At 70.7% G+C, this 14,856-nt stretch carries 12 protein-coding genes and 1 pseudogene; 9 read left to right on the plus strand and 4 right to left on the minus strand.

Going from position 1 to position 14,856, the window contains the following annotated elements:
- Positions 1-145: pseudogene (locus ACFQRI_RS25570) on the minus strand (serine hydroxymethyltransferase); the annotation flags it as partial.
- 445 nt (positions 146-590) lie between these two features.
- Here ACFQRI_RS25570 and ACFQRI_RS25575 point away from each other — a divergent pair.
- The 6 genes from ACFQRI_RS25575 to ACFQRI_RS25600 all read left to right on the plus strand — a co-directional run bounded on the left by ACFQRI_RS25575 (position 591) and on the right by ACFQRI_RS25600 (position 8,291).
- The gene (locus ACFQRI_RS25575) at positions 591-3,059 is read left to right on the plus strand and encodes a GcvT family protein (protein WP_380672927.1); all 2,469 of its coding nucleotides are present in this window, start codon (positions 591-593) and stop codon (positions 3,057-3,059) included.
- A gap of 41 nt (positions 3,060-3,100) precedes the next feature.
- Entirely contained in the window at positions 3,101-3,721 is a 621-nt protein-coding gene (locus ACFQRI_RS25580; protein WP_380672929.1) for a cyclodeaminase/cyclohydrolase family protein, read from the plus strand.
- A complete protein-coding gene (locus ACFQRI_RS25585) occupies positions 3,718-4,644 on the plus strand; it encodes a bifunctional 5,10-methylenetetrahydrofolate dehydrogenase/5,10-methenyltetrahydrofolate cyclohydrolase (protein WP_380672931.1) in 927 nt (308 codons plus the stop codon). The genes ACFQRI_RS25580 and ACFQRI_RS25585 overlap by 4 nt, the downstream gene beginning before the upstream one ends.
- Positions 4,644-6,017, plus strand: coding sequence for an L-serine ammonia-lyase (locus ACFQRI_RS25590; RefSeq protein ID WP_380672933.1), 1,374 nt, complete (start codon positions 4,644-4,646; stop codon positions 6,015-6,017). Before ACFQRI_RS25585 ends, ACFQRI_RS25590 begins: the two co-directional genes overlap by 1 nt.
- Before the next feature lie 10 nt (positions 6,018-6,027).
- On the plus strand, positions 6,028-6,876 hold the full coding sequence (purU, locus tag ACFQRI_RS25595; protein ID WP_380672935.1) for a formyltetrahydrofolate deformylase: 849 nt from the start codon (positions 6,028-6,030) through the stop codon (positions 6,874-6,876).
- Positions 6,877-7,142: 266 nt separating this feature from the next.
- Positions 7,143-8,291: an aromatic ring-hydroxylating oxygenase subunit alpha gene (locus ACFQRI_RS25600; protein ID WP_380672937.1), complete on the plus strand. Its 1,149-nt coding sequence runs from the start codon at positions 7,143-7,145 to the stop codon at positions 8,289-8,291.
- Positions 8,292-8,415: 124 nt separating this feature from the next.
- Here the strand turns inward: ACFQRI_RS25600 and ACFQRI_RS25605 are convergent, their stop codons facing one another.
- A complete protein-coding gene (locus tag ACFQRI_RS25605) occupies positions 8,416-9,846 on the minus strand; it encodes an MFS transporter (RefSeq protein WP_380672939.1) in 1,431 nt (476 codons plus the stop codon).
- A gap of 347 nt (positions 9,847-10,193) precedes the next feature.
- Between ACFQRI_RS25605 and ACFQRI_RS25610 the strand changes: the two genes are divergently transcribed.
- Together ACFQRI_RS25610 and ACFQRI_RS25615 are read left to right on the plus strand one after the other, a co-directional pair.
- Complete coding sequence (locus ACFQRI_RS25610) at positions 10,194-10,535, plus strand: bifunctional 3-phenylpropionate/cinnamic acid dioxygenase ferredoxin subunit (RefSeq protein WP_380672941.1); 342 nt, start codon at positions 10,194-10,196, stop codon at positions 10,533-10,535.
- A complete protein-coding gene (locus tag ACFQRI_RS25615) occupies positions 10,535-11,698 on the plus strand; it encodes an NAD(P)/FAD-dependent oxidoreductase (protein WP_380672943.1) in 1,164 nt (387 codons plus the stop codon). The genes ACFQRI_RS25610 and ACFQRI_RS25615 overlap by 1 nt, the downstream gene beginning before the upstream one ends.
- A 220-nt stretch (positions 11,699-11,918) precedes the next feature.
- Here ACFQRI_RS25615 and ACFQRI_RS25620 read toward each other — a convergent pair whose 3' ends face one another.
- On the minus strand, positions 11,919-12,542 hold the full coding sequence (locus ACFQRI_RS25620) for a GntR family transcriptional regulator (protein ID WP_380672945.1): 624 nt from the start codon (positions 12,540-12,542) through the stop codon (positions 11,919-11,921).
- A gap of 489 nt (positions 12,543-13,031) precedes the next feature.
- Here ACFQRI_RS25620 and ACFQRI_RS25625 point away from each other — a divergent pair, with 489 nt between their 5' ends.
- The gene (locus ACFQRI_RS25625) at positions 13,032-14,033 is read left to right on the plus strand and encodes a TerC/Alx family metal homeostasis membrane protein (RefSeq protein ID WP_380672947.1); all 1,002 of its coding nucleotides are present in this window, start codon (positions 13,032-13,034) and stop codon (positions 14,031-14,033) included.
- Positions 14,034-14,060: 27 nt separating this feature from the next.
- On the opposite strand, the gene ACFQRI_RS25630 is transcribed toward ACFQRI_RS25625, so the two are convergent.
- The gene (locus ACFQRI_RS25630; RefSeq protein WP_380672949.1) at positions 14,061-14,855 is read right to left on the minus strand and encodes an SDR family oxidoreductase; all 795 of its coding nucleotides are present in this window, start codon (positions 14,853-14,855) and stop codon (positions 14,061-14,063) included.
- Position 14,856 lies beyond the last annotated feature (1 nt).

A 14,856-nucleotide genomic window follows, 5' to 3' on the forward strand; every position in this document is an offset into this window, starting at 1 on the left:
GCACCGCCTGGGGAGCGAAGTTCTCCGAGGCGATCATTTCCAGGGTGTTCTGCTGGCGGCCCAGTTCGGCGCCGACCGCCGTCGCCACCTCCGGGTCCACCGCGGCGAGCGCGTCGTTGAACAGATCATCGGTGGGCGGACTCATGGGGACTCCTTCCGCGCTGGGACGCAGCAGGGGAGATCGAGGATTCGCAGGCCGGACGCCTGCCAACACCTGAAAGCCAACTGAAATATCAGATGGATGTCAAGGTAGCACCGCGTGCGGCGTGGTCAAGGGATTCGGCGGGGCGACCTGAACTCGCGCGCCGGGGGAGTCCGCGCTCCCCGGGGTAGCGCTCCGCTCGGGTCGGGGGCGGAACACCCGATCGACCGGGATTTCTCGGCTACGTGTTGACCGCGCCGCACCCGGCGTCCTACGTTGCTGCACAGTTGATATATCAGTCCTCGATCAGAGGGCGATCAGTTTCCAGCTTCCGGCGCGACCCGGCGGCGCTGAACATCCAGAAGCCCTTCTCCGCAACGCGTTTCGCCTGCCGAAGGCGTGCATCGCCCCTCAGCTCGAAACCCCGCCGTTCCGTAAGGAGACCAGCATGAGCAGCACGACCCCTCGCGTCGTCATCGTCGGAGCCGGGATCGTCGGTGCGAACCTGGCCGACGAGCTCACCAGCCGCGGGTGGAACCAGGTCACCGTCCTCGACCAGGGGCCGTTGCCGCTGACCGGCGGCTCGACCTCGCACGCGCCCGGACTCGTGTACCAGACCGGCGCGTCGAAGACGATGACCGAGTTCGCCACCTACACCGTCGAGAAGTTCAAGAGCCTGCACGCCGACGAGGGCTGGTGCTTCAACCAGGTCGGCGGGCTGGAGGTCGCGACCACCCCGGAGCGGCTGGCCGACCTGCACCGCAAGCAGGGCCTGGCCACTTCCTGGGGCGTTCCCGGCGAGGTCATCACCCCCGAGGAGTGCGTCAAGCTGCACCCGCTGCTCGAACCCGACCGCATCCTCGGCGGGTTCCACACGCCCACCGACGGGCTGGCCAAGGCACCCCGCGCGGTGCTGGCGCTGGCGCGGCGGGCGGTCGGTCGGGGGGCCCGCTTCCGCGGCGCGGTCCGGGTGCTGGGGATCAACCAGCGGGGCGGCCGGGTGACCGGGGTGGAGACCGACGAGGGCGAGGTGCCCGCCGACATCGTGGTGTCCTGCGCCGGGTTCTGGGGTCCGCAGCTCGGCGAGATGGCCGGCATGAACGTGCCGCTGCTGCCCATGGCGCACCAGTACGCCAAGACCGACCAGCTGCCCGAGCTCGCCGGGCGCAACGACGAGCACACCGAGGCCAACCTGCCGATCCTGCGCCACCAGGACCGCGACCTCTACTACCGCGAGCACGTGGACCGGCTGGGCATCGGCACCTACGCGCACCGCCCGATGCCGGTGCGCCTGAGCGACCTGCCCGAGCTCGACGACCCCTCCGAGCTGGCCATGCCCTCGGTGCTGCCGTTCACCGAGGAGGACTTCGCGCCTTCCTGGGAGCACACCAAGCGCTTGATGCCCGCCCTGGAGTCGGCGTCGGTCGAGACGGGCTTCAACGGGGTCATGTCGTTCACCCCCGACGGCGGTCCGCTGGTCGGCGAGTCCGCGGACCTGGCGGGCTTCTGGATCGCCGAGGCGGTGTGGGTGACCCACTCCGCGGGCGTGGCGCGGTCGGTGGCGCAGCTGCTGGTCGACGGGCGCAGCGAGATCGAGCTGCACGGCTGCGACGTGCACCGCTTCGACGAGATCGAGACGACGCCGGAGTACGTCGAGGAGACCGCCGCGCGCAACTTCGTGGAGGTCTACGACGTCAAGCACCCGCTGCAGCCCAAGCTCTCCCCGCGGGACCTGCGGGTGAGCCCGTTCCACGCCCGGCAGAAGGAGCTGGGCGCGGTGTTCCTGGAGGCCCACGGCTGGGAGCGCCCGCACTGGTACGAGGCGAACGCACCGCTGGTCAAGGAGCTGCCGCTGGAGTGGCAGCCGCCGGCCCGGGACGCGTGGGCGGCGATGTACCACAGCCCGATCGCCGCGGTCGAGGCCTGGAAGACCCGCACCGACGTGGCCCTGTTCGACATGACCTCGCTCAAGCGCCTCGAGGTCAGCGGTCCCGGAGCGCTGGCGTTCCTGGACCGGCTCACGACCAACAAGCTGAACAAGTCGGTCGGCTCGGTGACCTACACCCTGATGCTCGACGAGGCCGGTGGCGTGCGCAGCGACCTGACCGTGGCCCGGCTGGACGAGCAGCTGTTCCAGGTGGGCGCCAACGGCAACCTGGACTTCGACCGGATGCGCCGCGAGCTGCCCGAGGACGGCAGCGTCCAGCTGCGCGACATCACCGGCGGCACCTGCTGCATCGGCGTGTGGGGCCCGCGGGCGCGCGACCTGGTGCAGCCGCTGAGCCGCGAGGACCTCTCGCACGAGGGCCTGAAGTTCTTCCGCTGCAAGCAGATCCGCATCGCTGGCATCCCGGTCACCGCGATGCGGGTGTCCTACGTCGGCGAGCTCGGCTGGGAGCTCTACACCAGCGCCCAGTACGGCCAGCGCCTCTGGGACGTGCTGCACGAGGCCGGTCGCGAGCACGGCGTGGTGGCCGCGGGCCGGGCCGCGTTCAACAGCCTGCGGCTGGAGAAGGGCTACCGCGCCTGGGGCGCGGACATGACCACCGAGCACAACCCCTACGAGGCCGGGCTCGGGTTCGCGGTGCGGATGCAGAAGGGCGACTTCGTCGGCCGGGAGGCCCTCGAAGCGATCGACCCCGAGTCGGTCACCCGGAAGCTGCGCTGCTTGACCATCGACGACGAGCGCAGCGTGGTGCTGGGCTCCGAGCCGGTGTTCCTCAACGGCGTGCCCTCCGGCTACGTCACCTCGGCGGCCTTCTCGCACACCCTCGGCACCCCGATCGCCTACGCCTGGCTGCCCGCCGAAGCCGTCGAGGGGACGCAGGTGCGCATCCAGTACTTCGACCGCATGGTGGCCGCCACCGTCGCGGCCGAGCCCCTGGTCGACCCGGACATGCACCGGATCCGCCGGTGACCAGCACCGCGCCTGCGGGCGCACGACCGCGAAGGACGTCCATGCGCACCGAGACCATCGAAGATTTCCTGCACGAGCTGGCCGCCAGGGTGCCCGCGCCCGGCGGCGGGGCGGCCGCTGCGCTGCACGCCGCCCAGGCCGCGGCGCTGCTGTCCATGGTCGCCCGCTACAGCGACGGCGAGAAGTACGCCGAGCACGCCGCGACCGTTCAGGAGGTGCGCGACACCGCCGACGAGCTGCGCGGGCTCTGCCTCGACCTGGCGGAGCAGGACGCGGAGGCCTTCGGCGCGGTCGCCGCCGCCTACAAGCTGCCCAAGCAGACCGCCGAGGAGAAGCAGGAGCGCTCCTCGGCCATCGCGACCGCGCTCGCCGAGGCGGGCCGGGTCCCGGCCAGGGTGATCGTCCTGGCCGCCCGGCTCGTCGAGCTCGCCGAGCTGCTGCGGCCGATCGGGAACCCCAACGTGATCAGCGACGTCGCGGCCGCCGCGGTCGCGGCGCGGGCGGCGATCTCGACCGCCCGGGTCAACGTCGAGATCAACCTCGCGGGCATCACCGACCTCGACGTCCACGCCGAGCTCGACGAGGCGATCGTCAAGACCGACGACACCCTGCTGCGAGCCGACACCGTCACCTCCGCCGTCCGGGAGCAGATCCTGCGATGACCACGATTCAGCCCACCGCACCCCGATCCACCGAGGCCATCCGAGAGCTCGGCGGCACCGGACTGGCCCGCGAGATCCGCGCGCGAGCCGCGGCCAACGCCGCGGAGCTCGCCGAGTCCGGCACCACGCCGGGACTGGCAGTCGTGGTGGCCACCGACGACGAGTCCAGCGCCTGGTACGTGCGCTCGATCGCCCGCGCCGCGGGCAAGGCCGGAATCGACTGCCGGACGGTCGATCTCGGAGCGGGCGCCGACCCCGAGCGGATCCGCGCCGCGCTGGAGAAGCTCAGCGCCGACGAGTCGGTGCACGGCATCATCCTGCAGACCCCGCTGCCGGCCGAGGCGCACTTCGAAGACCTGGCCTCGGCGATCGACCCCCGCAAGGACGTCGACGGGGCCAACCCGGTCTCGCTGGGCAACCTGGCCGCGGGCCTGCCCGCGCACCCGCCGGCCACCGCCGCCGCGGTCCTGGAGCTGCTCGACCACCACGAGATCGAGCTGGCCGGGCGCAACTGCGTCGTGGTGGGGCGCTCGAACGTGGTCGGCAAACCGGTCGCGCAGCTGCTGCTGCAGCGCGACGCGACCGTCACGGTCTGCCACCGGCACACCCCGGAGCTGACCGCGTTCACCCCGGACGCGGACGTGCTGGTGGTCGCGGTCGGCAAGCCCGGCCTGATCACCGACAAGCACGTCCGGGACGGTTCGATCGTCGTCGACGTCGGCACCAACCCGACAGCCGACGGCGGACTCGTCGGCGACGTCGACCCGTCCGTGCGGGTCGCCGGGCTCACCCCAGTACCCGGGGGAGTGGGCCCGGTGACCACCGCGCTGCTGCTGCAGCACACCGTGCGGTCGGCCATCCGCAGCACCCGCCGGGCCCGGCACGCCGCCGAGTCCCGGCCGCGAACCGGTTCGGAGCGCTGATGAGCCTTTCCGTATTCGACTTGTTCAAGGTCGGCATCGGGCCGTCGAGCTCGCACACCGTCGGCCCGATGCGAGCTGCCTACCTGTTCGTCGAGCACCTGCGCGGGACCAGGACGCTGCCGCGGGTCGAGCAGGTGCGCTGCGAGCTGTTCGGCTCGCTGGGCGCGACCGGGCACGGGCACGGCAGCGTCAAGGCCGTGGTGCTCGGGCTGGCCGGCGAGCAGCCGCACCTGGTCGACCCGGTCGCCGCCGAACCGCAGGTGCAGGCCGCGCGCGAAGAAGCCCGGCTGAGCCTCGGCGGCGAGCACAAGATCGACTTCGACGTGGACGAGGACGTGGTGCTGCACCGCAACACCCGGCTCGACTTCCACAGCAACGGCATGGTCTTCGAGGCCTTCGACGAGGACGGCGCGCGCCTCGACCGCCGCGAGTACTACTCGGTCGGCGGCGGCTTCGTCCTCGACGAGGACGAGGCGGGGCGGCCGGTGCTGGTCGAGGACGACACCCCGGTGCACCACCCGTTCAGCACCGGCGAGCAGCTGCTGGCGCACACCACCGCCACCGGGTCCCGGATCAGCGACGTCGTTCTGGCCAACGAGCGCACCTGGCGCCCCGAGGCAGAGACCCGTGCCGGGCTGCTGCACATCTGGTCGGTGATGCAGGAGTGCGTCGAGCAGGGCGTTCACACGGGCGGGACGCTGCCCGGCGGGCTCAAGGTCCGCCGCCGCGCTCGCGAGCTGCGCGCGAGCCTGGAGGCCAGCGCGGGGGAGAGCGACGCGGCGCAGGCCATGGAGTGGGTGACGCTGTTCGCCCTCGCGGTCAACGAGCAGAACGCCGCGGGCGGCCGGGTGGTGACCGCGCCGACCAACGGCGCGGCCGGGATCGTGCCCGCCGTGCTGCACTACGCGCAGCGGTACCTCCCGGGCTTCGACGACGACGCCGCGGTGCGCTTCCTGCTCACCGCCGGGGCGATCGGCGTGCTGTTCAAGGAGAACGCCTCCATCTCCGGCGCCGAGGTCGGCTGCCAGGGCGAGGTCGGGTCGGCCTGCTCGATGGCCGCCGCCGGGCTCGCCGAGCTGCTCGGCGGCACCCCGGAGCAGGTGGAGAACGCCGCCGAGATCGGCATCGAGCACAACCTCGGGCTGACCTGCGACCCGGTGGGCGGGCTGGTGCAGATCCCGTGCATCGAGCGCAACGCGGTGGCCGCGATCAAGGCGATCACCGCCGCGCGGATGGCGCTGCGCGGCGACGGCCACCACCACGTGTCCCTGGACAAGGCGATCAAGACGATGCGCGAGACCGGGGCGGACATGAAGGACAAGTACAAGGAGACCGCGCGCGGCGGCCTCGCGCTCAACATCGTGGAATGCTGAGGAGAATCCCGTGGCACGATCGTTCACCCTCACCTTGAGCTGCCCGAACCGCACGGGGATCGTCCAGGCGGTCAGCTCCTACCTGGTGGAGCACGGCTGCGACATCGCCGAGTACCGCCAGTTCGACGATCCGGTGCGCGGGCGCCTGTTCCTGCGCGTGCAGGCCACCGCGGGCACCGACGTCGACATCGAGGAGATGTCGCGCGGGTTCGCGCCGGTGGCCACCGACTTCGAGATGGACTACGCCCTGCACCCGGACCGCGACGCCCGGGTCCTGGTGATGGTCTCCAAGCTGGGGCATTGCCTCAACGACCTGATCTACCGCTGGCGGGCCGGGGCGCTGGGCGCCGAGATCGTGGGGGTGGTGTCCAACCACGAGGACCTGCGCCCGATGGCCGAGGCCGCCGGCCTGCCGTTTCACCACGTCCCGGTGACCGCGGAGACCAAGCCGGAGGCCGAGGCGCAGCTGCTGCGGCTGGTCGACGACTACCAGGTCGATCTCGTGGTGCTCGCGCGCTACATGCAGGTGCTCTCCGACCAGACCTGCAAGGCGCTGCACGGCCGGGCGATCAACATCCACCACTCGTTCCTGCCCGGGTTCAAGGGCGCCAAGCCCTACCACCAGGCCTACGACCGGGGCGTGAAGCTCGTCGGGGCCACCGCCCACTACGTCACGCCCGACCTCGACGAGGGCCCGATCATCGAGCAGGAGGTGATCCGCATCGACCACACCTACGACCCGCGAGCGCTGCAGACCGTGGGCAGGGACGCCGAGGCGCTCGCGCTCTCCCGGGCGGTGCGGTGGTACTGCGAGAACCGCGTCCTGCTCAACGGGAACAGCACCGTCGTGTTCCGGTGATCGCGCGGGAAGGACGCCGAGAGCATTGGCGAACGAACCGCGATCCTCCCGGCGGGTCGCGGCGCGCACCGCGACCTCGCCGCCGAGCCGCGCGGTGCTGCCGTGCCGCGGTCCACCCCGGAGCCCGGCCACCCGCCCGGTTCCGCCCCCAGCGATCAAACGTGGCTCGACGAGCCCCTTCTGACGCACCATCTAGTCATAACCGGCGCCCACTGCGGTCGCGCCGCAGCGAGACCCCCACCCCTCTCCGACGAGGAGCGTTACCCATGACGACCGGTGAGCTTCCCACCACCCAGGAGCAGGCCAACAACCTCCCCGAGAGCCTGCGCGAGACCCTGGGCGGACACTACTACACCGACCACGAGATCTTCCGCCTGGAGCAGGAGAAGATCTTCGAAGCCGGCTGGTTCTGCGCCGTGCTCAGCGCCGACCTGGCCAAGCCCGGGCAGTACGAGACGGTCCAGATCGGACGCGAGAGCGTGCTGGTCACCCGGGGCCGCAACGGCGCGATCAAGGCCTTCCTCAACGTCTGCCGGCACCGCGGCGCCAGGCTGTGCACCGAGGAGAAGGGCGAGGTCCGGCGCTCCTTCCAGTGCCCGTACCACGCCTGGACCTACTCCTTCGACGGCGCGCTGATCGCCGCTCCGAACCTGGGCGCGATGGACGACGTCGACCGCTCCCAGTACGGCCTGCACGAGGTGCACGTGCGCGAATGGCTCGGCTACGTGTGGCTGTGCCTGGCCGAGGAGCCCCCGTCCTTCGAGGACACCGTGATCGGCGACGTCACCGACCGGCTGGGCACCCCGGACGCGATCGTCGGCTACCAGGTCGCCGACCTCAAGCTCGGCAGGCGCATCGAGTACGACGTGAAGGCGAACTGGAAGCAGATCGTCGAGAACTTCATGGAGTGCTACCACTGCGCCACGATCCACCCCGAGCTCACCGAGGTGCTGCCGGAGTTCGCCGACGGCCTGGCCGCGCAGTACTTCGTGGGCCACGGCGCGGAGTTCGGCGAGGACGTCCAGGGCTTCACCGTGGACGGCTCGGCCGGGCTGGAGAAGCTGCCCGGGGTGAGCGAGGAGCAGGACCGCCGCTACTACGCGATCACCGTGCGCCCGCAGGTGTTCATCAACCTCGTTCCCGACCACGTGGTCTTCCACCGCATGTTCCCGCTGTCGGCCGAGCGCACGCTGGTGCGCTGCGACTGGCTGTACCTGCCCGAGGTGGTCGACTCGGGCGCTGACATCGACCGCTCGGTGGAGCTGTTCCACCGGGTCAACCAGCAGGACTTCGACGCCTGCGAGCGCTGCCAGCTGGCCATGGACTCCCGGGCCTACGCCGACGGCGGGGTCCTGGTGCCCAGCGAGCACCACATCGGCGAGTTCCACGACTGGGTCCTCCAGCGCATCAGCTGACAGGCCCCCTCGAAGTGGCCCCGCGCCCACCCGGCGCGGGGCCACTTCGCGCGCGGGGCTCTCGCAGTTTGGCCGGAAATCGCACGCCACATGGCGTGCGATTTCCGGCCAAACTGCGAGAGCCCTATCGCGGCTGTTCGAGGGGAACGCCGTCCTCGGAGAGCGGGGGAGGCGGGAGCTCGGCGCTGGAGGTCAGCGGGGCGGCGCCGTCGAGCGGCTCACCGGCGTGCTCGCGCAGGAAGTGCGTGGCCAGGATGCCGATGACGCCAGCGCCGATGAGGTAATAGCCCGGCCAGTCCAGGTTGCCGGTCGCGGTGACCGCGGCTTCGATGATGGTCGGCGCCGTTCCCGCGAACAGCGAGACCGCCAGGTTGAAGATCACCGCGAGACTGCTGTACCGGATCATGGTCGGGAACAGCGCGGGCAGCGTCGACGGCGAGACCGCCGCGAAGCACATCAGGCACAGCCCGATGATCAGCAGCCCGGCGAGCTGACCGGCCGGCTCGGTGCGCAGCAGCCACACCGCCGGTAATCCGAACAGCACCAGGGCCACGCTTCCGGTCATCAGCACCGGTTTGCGGCCGATGCGGTCGCTGAGCCGCCCGACGCCGACGATCGCGCACAGCATCACGAGCATCACGGCCACCTGCATCCCGGTGGCCACGCCGCTGCTCGTCCCGATCTCGCCGAAGCGGGGGAGCGTGCCGGTCAGGTAGGTCGGGACGTAGTTGGTCAGCACGTAGTTGGTCACGTTCCAGGCCACGATCAGCCCCGCGGCGACCAGCGCCGCCCTGCGGTAGTGCCGGAACACGATCTGCACCGCGCGCTTGGTCGACATCGTGGCCAGCGCGGGGGAGCGCTCCATGAGCTGCCGGAAGGCCGGGGTGTCCTCGAGCCGCATGCGCAGGTACAGGCCGGCGACGCCCAGCGGCAGGGCGAGCATGAACGGCACGCGCCAGCCCCAGGCGAACAGCTGCTCGTCGGGCAGCAGCGCGATCACCGCGCCGCAGGTGCTCGCGCCGAGGGTGTAGCCGGTGATCGTGCTGAACTCCAGCCAGCTGCCGAAGAAGCCGCGCCTGCGATCCGGCGCGTACTCGGCCATCAGCGTCAGCGCCCCGACGTACTCGCCGCCCGCGGAGAAGCCCTGCAGCATCCGGATGATCAGCACCAGCACCGGGGCCAGCAGGCCGCTGGCGCCGTAGCTGGGCACCAGGCCGAGCAGCACCGTGGCGACGGCCATCAGCAGGATGGTGGCCGAAAGGACCTTGGTGCGGCCGTACCGGTCGCCGAGCCTGCCGAAGACCAGCCCGCCCAGCGGTCGCATGACGAACGCGGCGGCGAACGCGCCGAGGGTGTAGACCGCCGCCCACTCCCCGAACTCCGGGAAGAAGACCCGGTCCAGCACGACCGCGGCCAGGTAGGAGTAGATGCCGAAGTCGTACCACTCCGCGACGTTGCCGACCGAGGCCGCCGCCGTCGCGCGGTGGACCGTGCGCTCCTCCTGCACCACGGGGGGCGTGAGGCCCCGGCGCGGTCGCCTGGACTGATCGGTCATGGGGCTCCCCGGGTGCGATGTGCGGCAGCGAGCGCCGGTTCCGCGACGCCGCAGCAGCATCGCGGTTGTGACCGCGATCGGCTACTGATATATCTGTTCGCGATAAGATATCCGGTCAGTCCCCTCGAAGCAAGACCACCTCCCTCTTCGCGGACGTCCCGCGGGGTCGCCACATCGCTCGGTGCGACTCCGCGATCTTCGCGCGCCCGGCGCCGTCTTCGCTGATCGCGCGGCACGAAACGGGCACGTTTCCGACCGGATTTCCCCGTTGACTCGCGGGGTGTCGAACCCCATCCTGTGAGTTGCGTAATGCACAGCCCGTTCCGTTATCAGCAACAGGAGGCGTCATGATCTTGGTTGGTGAGCTGGCCGGCCTGCCGCCCGGGGAGTCGGTCCGGGTGCAGGGCGAGGTGCCGATCGCGGTGTTCAACGTGGATGGAGAGCTCTACGCGATCGACGACACCTGCTCGCACCAGGACGCGTCGCTGTCCGACGGTTGGCTCGAGGGGTGCGCGGTGGAGTGCCCGCTGCACGCCGCCTGCTTCGACCTCCGAACCGGTCAGCCCAGTGGTCCGCCCGCGAAGAAGCCGGTGCGCACGCACGCGGTCTCGATCGAGGACGGCCTGATCTACGTGCACGAGTCGACCCGGGTCACCGTCGGTGGCGCGGTTGCCGAGGAGGTCGGTTGATGGAGCACATCGCTGTCGTCGGTGCCTCGCTCGCGGGGCTGGCGACCGTCCGCGCGCTGCGCGCGCAGGAGTTCGAAGGCCGGATCACCCTGATCGGCGACGAGCGGCACGAGCCGTACGACCGCCCGCCGCTGTCGAAGGAGTACCTCGCCGGGACGGTGTCCGAAGAGGACATCGGGCTCACCGACGCCGATGACGCCGAGCTCGACGTCGACTGGGTCATCGGCCAGGCGGCCGATTCGTTGGACACCTCGGACCGGGCCGTCGTGCTCGCCGACGGGACCCGGATCGGAGCGGACGCCGTGGTGCTCGCAACGGGCGCCCGAGCGCGACAGCTCCCCGGCGGCTCCCCGCGGGGCGTGCACACCCTGCGCACCCTCGACGACGCCCGAGGGCTGCGCGACGAGCTGCTGCCCGGTGCGCGGTTGGTGATCATCGGAGCGGGCTTCATCGGTGCCGAAATCGCCTCCACCGCAGTCGGTCTCGGCTGCGAGGTGGACATCGTCGAAGCGGCGGACGTCCCGCTGCAACGACCGCTGGGCGCGGACATGGGCGCGGTGTGCGGCAGGCTGCACGCCCGCAACGGAGCGCGACTGCACGCCGGGTGCGGGCTCGCCGAGCTGATCGGGGAATCCCGCGTGCGGGCGGTGCGCCTCACCGACGGGCGAGAGCTGCCCGCCGACGTCGTCGTGGTGGGAATCGGCGCGCAGCCGAACACCGAATGGCTGACCGGATCGGGCTTGGAGATCGACGACGGGATTCGCACCGACGGGCAGGGCCGCACGGCGATCCCCGAGGTCTTCGCGGTCGGCGACTGCGCGCACTCCTACCGCGACTACACCGATGGTCCGCTGCGGCTGGAGCACTGGACCAACGCGCTGCAGCAACCGGCGGCCGCGGTCGCCGCGCTGCTCGGCCGGGAGCACTCCGCCCCGGCGCACCACTCGGTGCCCTACTTCTGGTCCGACCAGTACGGCCACAAGATCCAGTTCGCCGGCCACCGCACCGCCGACTGCACGGTGCAGATCGAGGAGGGCGATCCGGACTCGGGCGACTTCCTGGCCCTCTACCTCGACCCCGAGGAGCGGCCCGCGGGCGTCCTGGCGGTCGACCGGGCTCGACCCTTCGGTCAATGGCGCCGGAAGCTGGCCCAGCGCCGGTGACGGCCGGTCCGCGGCTCGTTCCGCGCGGCGGGATCCCGCGCGGGGCGTGATCGACCGGCTGCTGGTCGACCGGCGAACCCGCGGCGAACCGGCAGTCCGGCCTCATGACGCGTCAGAACCCGCGGCGGCTCCCGGTCATCCGGGTGGGCGAGCACCTGCACCGCCGCGGGCGGTCGATCGGGTTCGACCGTTCCGCCAGGCCGATCGGATCGGGGAGGAATCACACCAACGAGCGCATGGCGTTGTCGAAGTTCAGCACGTGTTCCCGCGCGAGCCGTTCAGCCTTGTCCGGCTCGCGCGAGCTGATCGCCCGCAGCAGCGCCGAGTGCTCCATCACGTGGCTGTCGAAGTCCGGCATGCGTTCGAGGAAGACGCAGAAGATCCGGGTCGCGAGGTTGTCGTAGCGGATCAGCGTGTCTTCGAGGTGCGGATTTCCCGCCGCGTGATAAATCGCCCGGTGGACGTGCAGATCCCACCGCATCACCTCGTCGCGCTCCAGGGAGCGGAAATCGATCTCGTCGAGGAAATCGGCGAGTTCGGCGAACTCCTCGGCGTCGGCATCGCTGGCGACCTCGGCGGCCCGGCGCGCGGCCAGCGGTTCCAGGTGCACCCGGATGTCGGAGATGTAGGCCAGGTCGGTGATGTCCACGGCCGTGGCGAAGGTCCCCCGGCGCGGGTAGGACACGACGAGGCGGTCGATCTCGAGGCGCTTGAGCGCTTCGCGGACCGGGGTTCGGCCAATGTCGAGGGACTGCGCCAGCGCAACGTCGTCGATCGGCTCCATGGGCGGGATGTCCAGCATGATCAGCCGATCGCGGATCGCCTGGTACGCCTTCTCGGCCATGGAGACCGGTTGATCCTCGTTCGTAGCACTCATCGTAGCCCCGACTGCATCGCCGAAATCCAGCACTCGTCGAATTCTGATACAACACTAGTATAGCAGATTTCCTTTGCGGTACCGATGAGTGCTGTTTGTCACCGCCACGTCGTGCCATTGTGACCTGCGAACTCATCCCGACCTGGCCTTCGGCGCGGATTCCGCGCTGTGCACGATCCGGTGAAGAGCTCTTCTTCGCAGGTGGTGGGCGGGAGTCGGGCCGCCGTGCGGCATTCGATTCTTCGAAATTATCCGGGCCGTCGCCGTCAATTCATTTCTCGCTCGCGGTGTGGTACCACCACCGCGCCGCGAGCCGCTCGGGCGGGGAGCGCGGCCGGCCTGCGCGGTCCGGCAGGTTCTGCGAAGCTCGATCGAGTTGACCGCTGCCGCGGGGGAGGGCGGCGGTCGTTCGCGGTTCGCGCGCACCGGCCTGCGACGTGCCCGGAAGGAGTTTCGGTGGGTGAGATCTCCGCGCTGACCTGGGGAGTTACCGTCGCGCTCGTCGTGCTGCTGCTCGCAGTGGACCTCGTGCTCGCGGCGATCCGGCCGCACCGGGTCGGGTTCGGCGAGGCCACGGCCTGGTCGGTGTTCTACATCGCGGTCGCCGTGCTCTTCGGCGTGTGGTTCGCGATGTCCTACGGAGGCGACCTGGGCACCGAGTACTTCACCGGCTACATCGTCGAGAAGAGCCTGTCGGTCGACAACCTCTTCGTCTTCGTGATCATCATGTCCACCTTCGCCGTGCCGGAGGAGCACCAGCACAAGGTGCTGACCTTCGGCATCGTGCTCGCGCTGATCATGCGCGTGATCTTCATCCTCATCGGCGCCGCGCTGCTGTCGCTGTTCTCCTTCGTGTTCCTGCTCTTCGGCCTGCTGCTGATCTACACGGCGGTGCAGCTGTTCCGGCATCGCGACGAGGATCCCGACGTCGAGGACAACCTGCTGGTCAAGGGCGCGCGCCGGGTCCTGCCGATCTCCGATGACTACATCGGCGGCAAGCTGTTCGCCCGCGAGCAGGGCCGCAGGGTGGCCACCCCGCTGTTCGTGGTGCTGGTGGCCATCGGCGGGATCGACCTGCTGTTCGCGCTGGACTCGATCCCCGCGGTGTTCGGCGTGACCAGCGAGCCGTTCATCGTCTTCGCCGCCAACGCCTTCGCGCTGCTGGGCCTGCGGGCGCTGTTCTTCCTGGTCAAGGGACTGCTGGACCGGCTGGTCTACCTCTCGTCCGGGCTGGCGCTGATCCTGGCCTTCATCGGGGTGAAGCTGGTGCTGCACTGGTTGCACGTCGACATCGACCCGCGGGTGCCGGAGATCCCGACGATGCTGAGCCTGGCGGTGATCGTCGGCGTGCTGGTGATCGTGACGGTGGCGAGCCTGATCAAGACCCGCGGGCACCCGGAGATCAAGGCCCACTCGGGCTCGCTGCGCGCGCACCCGCACCACGAGCGCCGCGACTGAACCGGCAGGAGCCCCGCGGCCGCGAGGTCACCAGCGGCGGAAGCCGCCTTCGGAGTCCAGCACCTGGCCGACGACCCATTCGCCGTCGTCGGAGGCCAGCCAGGCGATCAGGCGGGCCGGATCGTCCGGGGCGCCGAAGCGGCCGCCGGGGAAGCGGCCGCGCAGGGACCGCAGGACCTCCTCGTCGATCCCCATGCCCGGGTCCAGGTAGCCGGTGTTGACCGGTCCGGGGTTGACGGCGTTGAGGACGATCCCCCGGTCGGCGAGCTCGTCGGCGGCGGTCCGCGTGATGCCGGCCAGCGCCGCCTTGGCCGCGGCGTAGGCGATCTCGCCGGGCATGGGTCCCTGCTGCTGGCCGGAGGTCATCCAGATGACCCGGCCGCCGGGGCGCTCGTCGTCGTGCCGCGCGGCGAAGGCCTTGGTCAGCAGCAGCACCGACCGGGCGTCGGTGGCCCAGTGCTCGTCGAGCTGCTCGGCGGTGACCTGCGCCAGCGTTCCGTCACCGCCGGAGCGGGCGTGGTTGCACACCAGGACGTCCAGGTGGCCGGCCGCGTCGATCGCCCGGTCGATCAGCCGCTCGGGCTCGCCGGACCGGGCGAGGTCGCCGGGCAGGTCGCGGACGAAAGCGCCCGGGGCCAGGTGCGGTTCGACGAGTTCGAGCACGCCGCGGATGTCGTCCTCGCCCCACGGCTGGGCGGCGTCGTGCGGACGGTGGTGGTGGACCACCACCGAGGCGCCCAGCATCGCCAGCCGACGCGCCACCGCGGCCCCGATGCCCTTGGCGCGGCTCGCCCCGGTGACCAGCGCGACCCTGCCGCGCATC

The organism is Saccharopolyspora griseoalba (assembly GCF_042665275.1).
In the GTDB taxonomy this organism is placed as follows: domain Bacteria; phylum Actinomycetota; class Actinomycetes; order Mycobacteriales; family Pseudonocardiaceae; genus Saccharopolyspora; species Saccharopolyspora griseoalba.

Bases quoted from the DNA above. Each gene is read 5' to 3' on its own strand.
- ACFQRI_RS25575 (WP_380672927.1), top strand. From the start codon at position 591: ATGAGCAGCACGACCCCTCGCGTCGTCATCGTCGGAGCCGGGATCGTC.
- ACFQRI_RS25580 (WP_380672929.1), top strand. From the start codon at position 3,101: ATGCGCACCGAGACCATCGAAGATTTCCTGCACGAGCTGGCCGCCAGG.
- ACFQRI_RS25585 (WP_380672931.1), top strand. From the start codon at position 3,718: ATGACCACGATTCAGCCCACCGCACCCCGATCCACCGAGGCCATCCGA.
- ACFQRI_RS25590 (WP_380672933.1), top strand. From the start codon at position 4,644: ATGAGCCTTTCCGTATTCGACTTGTTCAAGGTCGGCATCGGGCCGTCG.
- ACFQRI_RS25600 (WP_380672937.1), top strand. From the start codon at position 7,143: ATGACGACCGGTGAGCTTCCCACCACCCAGGAGCAGGCCAACAACCTC.
- ACFQRI_RS25605 (WP_380672939.1), bottom strand. From the start codon at position 9,846: ATGACCGATCAGTCCAGGCGACCGCGCCGGGGCCTCACGCCCCCCGTG.
- ACFQRI_RS25610 (WP_380672941.1), top strand. From the start codon at position 10,194: ATGATCTTGGTTGGTGAGCTGGCCGGCCTGCCGCCCGGGGAGTCGGTC.
- ACFQRI_RS25615 (WP_380672943.1), top strand. From the start codon at position 10,535: ATGGAGCACATCGCTGTCGTCGGTGCCTCGCTCGCGGGGCTGGCGACC.
- ACFQRI_RS25620 (WP_380672945.1), bottom strand. From the start codon at position 12,542: ATGGCCGAGAAGGCGTACCAGGCGATCCGCGATCGGCTGATCATGCTG.
- ACFQRI_RS25630 (WP_380672949.1), bottom strand. From the start codon at position 14,855: ATGCGCGGCAGGGTCGCGCTGGTCACCGGGGCGAGCCGCGCCAAGGGC.